General features: G+C 44.2%; 6 protein-coding genes. 1 reads left to right on the top strand and 5 read right to left on the bottom strand.

Annotated features, from left to right (window positions below; translation table 11 throughout):
- Positions 1–404: 404 nt before the first annotated feature.
- The 5 genes from FAM09_RS30340 to FAM09_RS30320 all read right to left on the bottom strand — a co-directional run bounded on the left by FAM09_RS30340 (position 405) and on the right by FAM09_RS30320 (position 6,184).
- Positions 405–1,076, bottom strand: coding sequence for a hypothetical protein (locus FAM09_RS30340; protein ID WP_136580935.1), 672 nt, complete (start codon positions 1,074–1,076; stop codon positions 405–407).
- 318 nt (positions 1,077–1,394) lie between these two features.
- Positions 1,395–1,985, bottom strand: a complete 591-nt coding sequence (locus FAM09_RS31470) for a M23 family metallopeptidase (protein ID WP_136580934.1) — start codon at positions 1,983–1,985, stop codon at positions 1,395–1,397.
- Positions 1,982–2,905 carry a DUF2268 domain-containing putative Zn-dependent protease gene (locus FAM09_RS30330; protein ID WP_136580933.1) on the bottom strand — a complete coding sequence of 308 codons (924 nt, stop codon included), beginning with the start codon at positions 2,903–2,905 and terminating at the stop codon, positions 1,982–1,984. The genes FAM09_RS31470 and FAM09_RS30330 overlap by 4 nt, the downstream gene beginning before the upstream one ends.
- A 62-nt stretch (positions 2,906–2,967) precedes the next feature.
- Positions 2,968–4,830, bottom strand: a complete 1,863-nt coding sequence (locus tag FAM09_RS30325) for a glycoside hydrolase family 13 protein (protein WP_136580937.1) — start codon at positions 4,828–4,830, stop codon at positions 2,968–2,970.
- Positions 4,817–6,184 carry an MFS transporter gene (locus tag FAM09_RS30320; protein ID WP_136580932.1) on the bottom strand — a complete coding sequence of 456 codons (1,368 nt, stop codon included), beginning with the start codon at positions 6,182–6,184 and terminating at the stop codon, positions 4,817–4,819. The genes FAM09_RS30325 and FAM09_RS30320 overlap by 14 nt, the downstream gene beginning before the upstream one ends.
- A 344-nt stretch (positions 6,185–6,528) precedes the next feature.
- Between FAM09_RS30320 and FAM09_RS30315 the strand changes: the two genes are divergently transcribed.
- Positions 6,529–8,934: an ABC transporter permease gene (locus FAM09_RS30315; RefSeq protein ID WP_136580931.1), complete on the top strand. Its 2,406-nt coding sequence runs from the start codon at positions 6,529–6,531 to the stop codon at positions 8,932–8,934.
- Positions 8,935–9,067 lie beyond the last annotated feature (133 nt).

Here is a 9,067-nt window from a genome sequence, read left to right as displayed (position 1 = left end):
ATATATGGTCTGTATAGTGTCTATATCCATAAAGAACTTACAAAACATTATTATTCAATGTACTAACTATTAATTATACTCGTAAAAGCCTTCGTTCGTGTCACGCCTTCGCCACATCAGTCACAGCATGGCAACTAATCAAAACCTTTGGAATACTACAAGAGTGTAGATGTTAACCTAACGATCTCCTGACACCGAGATTACTAAAATTTGATGAATAACCGAAGGTGTTTTCTCTTTTTTTGAACGTTTTATGAAATTGAAGAATTGGGATATGCCCGGGAAATAATCTAAAAAACAATATAACAGCGTATTTATATATTGACAATCAAACACATATTATAATTTCAGCATTTGCCCTTCTTTCTCTTTGCCCGCCACTCCGCAAGCAGGTACCACCACTCCTAAAACACTTTTATAACAGCCAGCGCATTATGTACTTTAGCAACCGGTTCTATGGTTCCCTGTAGTTTATGAAAGAATTCAATTCCCAAAGCGGCAACAACCTTATTATCAGGCTGGTGCCCAATGACCGGCATGTGCAGCTGCAGGTTCTCGTGTAAGTCCAGGGATATATCCAGTAAATCGGTTTGCACCGGTTCAACCGAATAGTTTTCTTTTTCAAAATGCAGCGAGGCCGCCATGGCAGTTAACATAAAAGCATTGGCGCCGCTTGCTGTATCGATCATGGCTTTAGGAATAAGTGACGGAATGCTGATGGTCACCCTCATGGAATCCCTATCCAATATAGCAGAATAATGTGTCCTGAAAACATTTTGCAGGCTGGTATCCCGGTTAAAGTTGAAGCCTTCCAGGATGCTTAATACGCCCTGGGGCACCCTGCGTTCACCCCTGCCATTTACCTGGTCGCTTTGCAATATCTTAAACATAATTTTTGTGAGCCGGCCCGAAACATACCGGTGGGCCATATTGCGTAATCCAGGGATAAACGCATGGTGCAGCAGGCGGTTGGCTGTAACTGCACGGGAAAACTCCGTATTATTTTGCCGGGTAAGTTCAAAAACCGGGTTGGTAAGCACCCGCTTACGGGTTAACGGTGTTTTTTTCTTCTTCATATGGAGTGATAGATTACTATTCTGGCAGTATTGTAAAGTTATTCCAGTATTAACCTCCCCACCTGTAAAGCTTTTTCAGTACAAGACAGTGGTAATTGATAGTATCGCAGCTGCTTACAAGATAGCCATTTTCAGGCTGGTAATTGCATAGGAAGTGCATAGGAATTGCATAGAATTTGAATTATCCTGTGTAATTCCGGGGAAGGGCCGATGCAGTAAGTATCGGTTATATTCTGGCTATTTAGGGAGCTGTATTGAGTACATTGCCACAACGAGCTACGCTGTATGTCGCAGTTCAACCGAGGTGCTACATGTTAGTTACTGTCGTTCATGCAGGCATTTGTACCATTTGGCCGGGCGCAGATATATGATCCCTCTCCTGGTAAGAAAACGGGTAAGTATCTGTTTGCCTTCTTTATTTTTTACCTGGAAATGCAAATGCGGAAATGCAGTATAACCCGTATTACCACTTAACCCGATCAACTGCCCTTTTTTGACGTTATCGCCAACATTTACACAAGCGCCGTCTTTATCCAGATGCCAGTATTGAGCCATGCTGCCATCATTATGCCGGATAAAGATATGATTGCCTTCAGAAAGATATTCATCCTTCAAGCCGCCTTTATCACTATCCTTTTTTACTTCTGTAACGATCCCGTCTCGTGCAGCACAGACCTTACTGCCTTTTTTCATTTTAAAATCAAGCGACAATTCGTTTCTATGGCTCATATGACTGTTAGCCGCCTGCACCAATAAAAACCTTTCACCGGGCATAAACGGCAACCAATAAATATAACTGGTATCATTGTATATACGTCCGCCTTTTGCATCATATATTTCCTGGTCGCTCAACTGCGCGTTGGCGAAGCAGGCAATGAAGGCGGAAAGGATGAGGAGTTGTATTTTCATTGCCTTAAATATCCGCTTTTATTTAAAAAATCTTTACAATCCTGAATATTTAATATGTCTGCTATGGCTTTGCTTTTATCAATGGCTTTGTCGTAATAGGCCTTTGTAATAGCATAACCAATATAGTATCCCATATCAGCAGGTCTGTCATCTTTTCTGGGTCCGCTGTACAGCCAGTAATCAAAATCATCGTTCTCGCCTAAATTCATGTCTCTGATAAATTCTTTCATCAATACAGCTTCTCTGCCTTTGGCATAGATATAAGGCGCTGTAGAGGGAATTTTACCGGAAATTAATTCACCCAAAAAATCAGCACTGCCTTCTATAATACATTGCTCTAATAGTATTTTGTATTTATAGGGGATTTTCTGATTGGCATGAATTAACTCATGGGCAACCAGGTATGGTATATTGCCGGGTTCATTCATTTCTGCGCCGATGATCTGCTCGGTTGGCAATGATACGCCACCGGTATTGAACCTGCCGATAACAAAGTACAATGGAGGAAAAACCGCTTTGGGATACAGGTATTTCAGCGCATAATAACTAACCCGGCATTGCTTCTCCACCTCATTTATCTTAAGCGAATTATCTCTTATTTTTAAATAATCCTGTTTGCGGTTTACTACCGTAGCTAATAACGTATCAGCATTTACTATCCGGTTGTGGTCCATAAAATGCAACACACCGTTGCTTCCTTTTTTTATATAGAAGTCGTCGAAAGGATTGTTTTTGTAACCTGCCGTTAAAGAGTCAAAGGCAATCCAGAAATTCTTAATATCATTCGTGTAAATAGTAGCCTTCGCCGGATCCCTGGTTATTAGAGTACTTGTTGGCGATTGAGCTATAACTGTAGTCCTTCCTGCTGTTAGGAAAATAAGAGCAATTACTAAAAAGTGTCTAAGGCTGATTTTTATCATTTGGCACGTAATGTATAAAAACAGCCATGCATTTCCAAAGTAACCTCATGAAAAATCATCTTCTACCTCAACTCCCCTACCCACACCGTTTTACCCGATACTTTGAGCTTGTTCGTAATATCCGTCAACGATCCATCGATGATGTTCCTGGCTTTGGTAAAACCCATTGTTCTTTCTGCAAACCGGTGCATGTCTATTTCTTTTTCATTATCGGCGGGGTTCATTACGCATAAGATCGTTTGCTGTGCATTGTACCGAAAATATACATACACGCCATCTTCGGGTACATATTGCATCAGCTTACCCGTGGTAAGCGCCGTAGCTGTTTTGCGAAAGTTGGCCAGCGTTTTTACATAATTGTATACTTCATTTTCAGCCGGGGTACGTCCACCGGGTTCAAATTTGTTAGCTGCATCACCGGGCCAGCCACCGGGAAAATCGAGCCGCACCTTGCCATCGGGATCGGCGAAGTTCTTCATCAATATTTCGGTGCCATAATATAATTGCGGTATGCCGCGGAACGTCAGCAACCAGGCAATGCCCATTTTTTGTTTGGCAATGTCTTCGCCTACCATGCTGAAAAAACGGCTCAGGTCGTGGTTATCTAAAAACAGCACATTCTTCATGGCGTTGGCATATACAAAATCATTGGTGGCGGTCAAATACAAGCGGTTCACCCCTTCCGTCCAGCCAAAGCCCTGCGTTAAGGCTGGTAAAATGCCATACAGGTTGAGTTGAAAATCGGTTACGCCGGGCAAATTGCTCTTGTATGGAATATTGTATTTATTGCGGGTGAAGAAACTCTGGTTGGGAATCCCATGCACCCAGGTTTCGCCGAATAGGTACAATTGCGGGTATTCATCCAGCAAAGCCTTGTTGCAACGGTTCATAAACTCCAGGTCGTTGTATGCATAGGTGTCAATACGCCAGCCATCGAGCCCAAATTCTTCGGTACACCAGAGGGCATGCTGTATAAGGAAGTTTGCAAAATACGGGTTGCCATGATTAATGTCGGGCATGGAAGGCACAAACCAGCCATCGCTCATGCGTTTTCTATCAATGATGGATGCATATGGGTCCAGCAGCACCTGGTCTTTGTAAGTGGTGTTCGTATAGGTTGGCCACCAATGAAACCAGGAGCTGTCCGGCATATCCCTGTACAAAAAATGTTCAATGCCTATGTGGTTGTACACCGCATCCTGGATGATCTTCATGCCGCGTTTATGCAGGCTGTCAATCAATTCAAGATACGCTTTGATGCCGCCCAGTCGCGGGTCTATAGTGTAATGATCGGTAAAGGCATACCCGTGTTCTGTACGATCGGGCATATCGTTTAATAAAACCGGGTTCAGCCATAAGGCGGTTACGCCCAACTGCTGCAGGTAATCGAGGTGGTTTTGTATGCCTTTCAGATCGCCGCCATGGCGTTTAAAATAGTCCGACCGGTCAAGACTTTGATCCCGTAACCCTGCAATGCGATCGTTGCTGGCATCGCCATTGCTGAAGCGATCGGGCATAATGAGGTAAATGAGATCTTCTGAGGTAACGCCTTTGATGCGCGTTTTTCCATTCTGGTTGCTGCGCTTTTTCAGGTCGTACGTGAGCTGCGCAACTGGTGCATTGTCGCTTCTAAACGTAAACCTGAGCTTGCCCGGTTGCGCAATTCTGCTAACCTCAAGGTAAATGGTAAGATAATTGGGATTGGTGTACGTATGTACGCTTGTTAATGTAACGCCGGGGTATGGTTGCAGCAAAACGCGGCGGCCATTCTTAATATTTTTGGCATGCACCAGCAATTGCAGCTTCGTATTTCTCATGCCCGTCCACCAGTGCGTGGGATAAACGTTCAGGCTATCCTGCGCAACAATACATACAACCAATAAACAACATATAACAGTAATGAAGAGTTTTCTACAACAGGTCATCATATTTTTTTTCTTTTACAATGAAGGCACATATAATACCTGCTATAATCAGAAGGCTTCCTCCTATTTGCACGGCGAGTAACCGGTCGTTGTGCAGAAAGTTTTCCATAATTTTTCCAAAGAACAGGGAAGCGATGATCTCTGGCAATACGATAAAGAAATTAAAGATACCCATGTATATACCGATCTTGTTTTCGGGTAAATGCCCGGCCAGCATAGAGTACGGCATCGACAAAATAGAAGCCCAGGCAATGCCCACCATGCTCATGGCTACATATAACATAGATGGTTCACTGATATATTTTACACAAAATAATCCAACGCCGCCGAGGATCAGACAAAAAGTATGGGTCATCTTCTTACCCAGCTTGGCAACCCAGAACGACAACGTGAGGGAAAACAGAAATGTTACCAGGTTTAAAATGGAGGACGTGGCATTGGCATGTTCAATACCCCGGGTATAGAGTTCATTGGAAGTAGCGGGGTCGCCTTTAAAGATATCCCGCGCTACACCCGTTGTATAATAAAACCACATCAGGAACAAGCCGGGCCAGGTAAGGAACTGCACCAGCGCCAGCCTTTTCATTTGCGCGGGCATATTCATGATGGATGCAGTGATCTCTTTTATAGCACCGCTAACGCCGCTGCCATGTTGCGCATTGAGCTGTTGCCGCCAGTTAGGATCGGCAGGCGGATATTCCCTGCTTCGCAGCACGGTGTATAATACCGCGAAAAAAAACATAATACCACCGATATAAAACGACCACATGATATTTTGCGGGATGCCTCCGCCTGCTTTTTCGCGCGAGATCCCGAACCAGTTCACCAGCAATCCGGGTAAAAAACCGGCAATGAAAGCGGCGGCGCCTATAAACATGCTTTGCATGGCATAGCCAAACGGCCGTTGCCGTTCGTTGAGGTTATCGGCCACAAATGCCCGAAAGGGTTCCATACTAACATTGATGCACGAGTCAAGGACCCACAAGGTGCCGGCAGCCATCCAGATGGCCGAGGCATTGGGCATAAAAAACAGGGCGATGGAACTTAAAATGGCGCCGATCAAAAAGTAAGGCCTTCGCCGGCCCCAGGTGGGATGCCAGGTGCGGTCGCTAAGGTAGCCGATGATAGGTTGAACAATTAATCCGGTCATGGGGGCTGCCAGCCAAAGGCCGGGTATTTGCTCTGCCGTTGCGCCCAGGTATTCGTAAATGGCGCTCATATTGTTCATTTGTAACGACCAGCCAAACTGTATTCCGAAGAAGCCGAAACACATATTCCATATTTGCCAGAAGTTGAAATGCGGCTTTGACTGAATGGCTTTTTCAGTATCCAATACTATGGGGGAAGGTTCCATATGCAATCGCTTTGAGGGGAGTAATGAAGGGTAAGTTACAAAAAGAAGATTGAATGGGAATGTAAATGCTTTGTATACATAACGGCCGTTACCGGTTACCAGTTCCAGGTTGCCGGGTAACTAATTTGAAGCTCCCGACTGACAGTTAGAGTGATCGACATTCAAGGCCCGGCAACTGGAAACCGGTAACTGGTAACCCCCATCTCTTTCCGAACACCCACCGTATCAAAACCGAACAGTTGATAATATGAGGTTACGCATAGATCCTTGATCCTAAAACGCTAACACTTCGGCATTGGGTTAGTTACTATTTACTGTAGCTTTCATCACCTAAAACCTATATCATGCTGCCTGTTTACTTCAAGATCGCCTGGCGTAACCTGATCAAACATCGCCAGTTCACCATACTGAACCTGCTGGGCCTCAGCACCGGGCTGGCCTGTGCCTTACTGATCTATTTATGGGTGCAGGATGAATTGACGATCGACACCTTTCATGAAAAGGACAGCCAGCTTTACCAGGTGATCAAAACAGCAATTAATGGCGATGGTACGATCCATACGCATGAAACTACCCCCGGTTTACTGGCGCAATCCATGGCCAAAGAAATTCCGGAAATAGAATATGCGGTACCGGTAATTGTTATGGATGATTATGGCGAGAACAAAGGCATTATTATGGCCGGTAGTAAATACGTGAAAGCATGCGCCCAATTCGCCGGGAAGGATTATTTTAATGTGTTCTCCTATCGCCTGCTGCAGGGTGATAAAGACAAAGCGCTGGCTGATAAATACGGCGTCATGCTATCGGATAAACTCGCACACAAGTTATTTAATACAACTGATAATATTGTGGGCAAAAGCATTACCTGGGACCAGGGTGATAAAATAAACGGCACGTATCTTGTCACCGGCATTTTTGAAGCGCCGCCCGCCAACGCCTCCACACAGTTTGATTGCATCTTTAATTATGATCATTATTTCGACACTTTTAAAGATGATTATGGTTTAAATAAATGGTACAGTAATAACCCGCATACCTACCTGACGGTAAAGCAAGGCACCAATGTAGAACAACTTAATGAACGGATCAGGGGTTATTGTAAACAGAAATACAAAGAGGCGCATGGTGAGAAAGAGGTTAAATGGGCAGGTGATATTTTTCTGCAACGTTATTCCAGCAAACATTTGTATAATCATTACAACAACGGGGTTATTGCGGGTGGAAGAATTGAATATGTCAGGCTGTTTTCGATCATTGCTGTTTTTATTGTTTTAATTGCCTGTATCAATTTTATGAACCTGGCCACCGCCAGTGCTGCAGCGCGATGTAAAGAAGTAGGTATAAAAAAAGTAACCGGCGCCAACCGCCGGTCATTGATCATTCAATACCTGGGCGAATCGGTGCTGATGAGCTTTTTATCGCTGCTCATTGCCATCATCATGATCTCGCTGTTACTGCCCGCCTTCAACGACCTCACGGGTAAATCACTGCATCTTCAGTTCAATACCCGTCTCCTGCTGGCTATAGTAGGTATTACTTTGCTGACCGGAATTTTTGCTGGTAGTTACCCTGCTTTGTATCTCTCCGGTTTTAACCCGGTTACAATTTTAAAGGGACAATTGAAAACTTCGCCTGGTGAATTATGGATAAGAAAAGGGCTCGTGGTTTTTCAATTTATGTTGTCGGCCCTCTTTATTGTATCGGTACTGGTGGTATACAAACAAATGCAACTGATACAAAACAAAAACCTGGGTTATAACAAGGATAACATCATTCGTTTTGCCAATGAGGGTAAGCTGCGCAATGGGCTCGGACCATTTCTCACAGAAATAAAAAAATTGCCGGGTGTTGTAAATGCTTCTGCCATGAATGGCGATTTTACCGGTAAGCACAGCGGCGGCGGGGGTATCGACTGGCCGGGAAAACAGAAAGGGATTGAATTTGATGGCATAGATGCAGACTATGACATGTTCGAAACAATGGGGCTGCAAATGGCGGAAGGCCGTTCCTTCTCGCGGCAATTTGGTTCAGACAGTAACAGCGTTGTTTTTAATGAAACGGCCATTGCAGCTATGGGTCTCTCCGATCCGGTTGGAAAAACCGTAACGATGTGGGGGCGCAAAAAGCAGATCGTGGGCGTGGTGAAAGATTTTCATTTCGAATCCTTGTATAAAAACGTAGGGCCTTTCTTTATAAGATATTCCGACGAGAATGAAAATGTGATCGTAAAAATAAAAGCCGGCACAGAACAGGCTACCCTTGCGCAATTGAAGAAACTGTATGCCTGGTTTAACCTGGGGCTCAACCTGGAGTATAACTTCCTCGATGAAGATTATGCGCAATTATATGCAGCGGAACAAAGAGTAGCATTACTGTCGAGGTATTTTGCAGCACTCGCGATCATTATTTCGTGCCTGGGTTTGTTTGGCCTGGCTGCTTTTACGGCCCGTAAACGGCAAAAAGAAATTGGCATTCGCAAAGTGGTGGGCGCCTCTGTTCAGCATATCGTGCTATTGTTATCAAAAGATTTTCTCATGCTGGTGCTGCTGGCTGTTGTGATCGCTTTTCCGCTGGCCTGGTGGGCATTGAACCAATGGTTGCTGAATTTTGCCTATCGTACATCTATTGGCGCCAGCTTGTTTATAGTGGCCGCAGCAGCCGTACTATTAATCACTATTATTACTATCAGTTTACAATCTATTAAAGCAGCCATTGCTAACCCGGTGAAGAGTTTAAGAACGGAATGAAAATACAGCTGTAAGCTATAAGCTGTAAGCTATAAGCTGTAAGCTATAAGCTGTAAGCTATAAGCTGTAAGCTATAAGCTGTAAGCTATAAGCTGTAAGCTATAAGCTGTAAGCTATAAGCTGTAAGCTATAA

The organism is Niastella caeni, from assembly GCF_004834005.1.
Lineage (GTDB): Bacteria > Bacteroidota > Bacteroidia > Chitinophagales > Chitinophagaceae > Niastella > Niastella caeni.
Note: the sequence above shows the minus strand (reverse complement) of the source record. Positions and strands in the feature narration are given on the sequence as shown.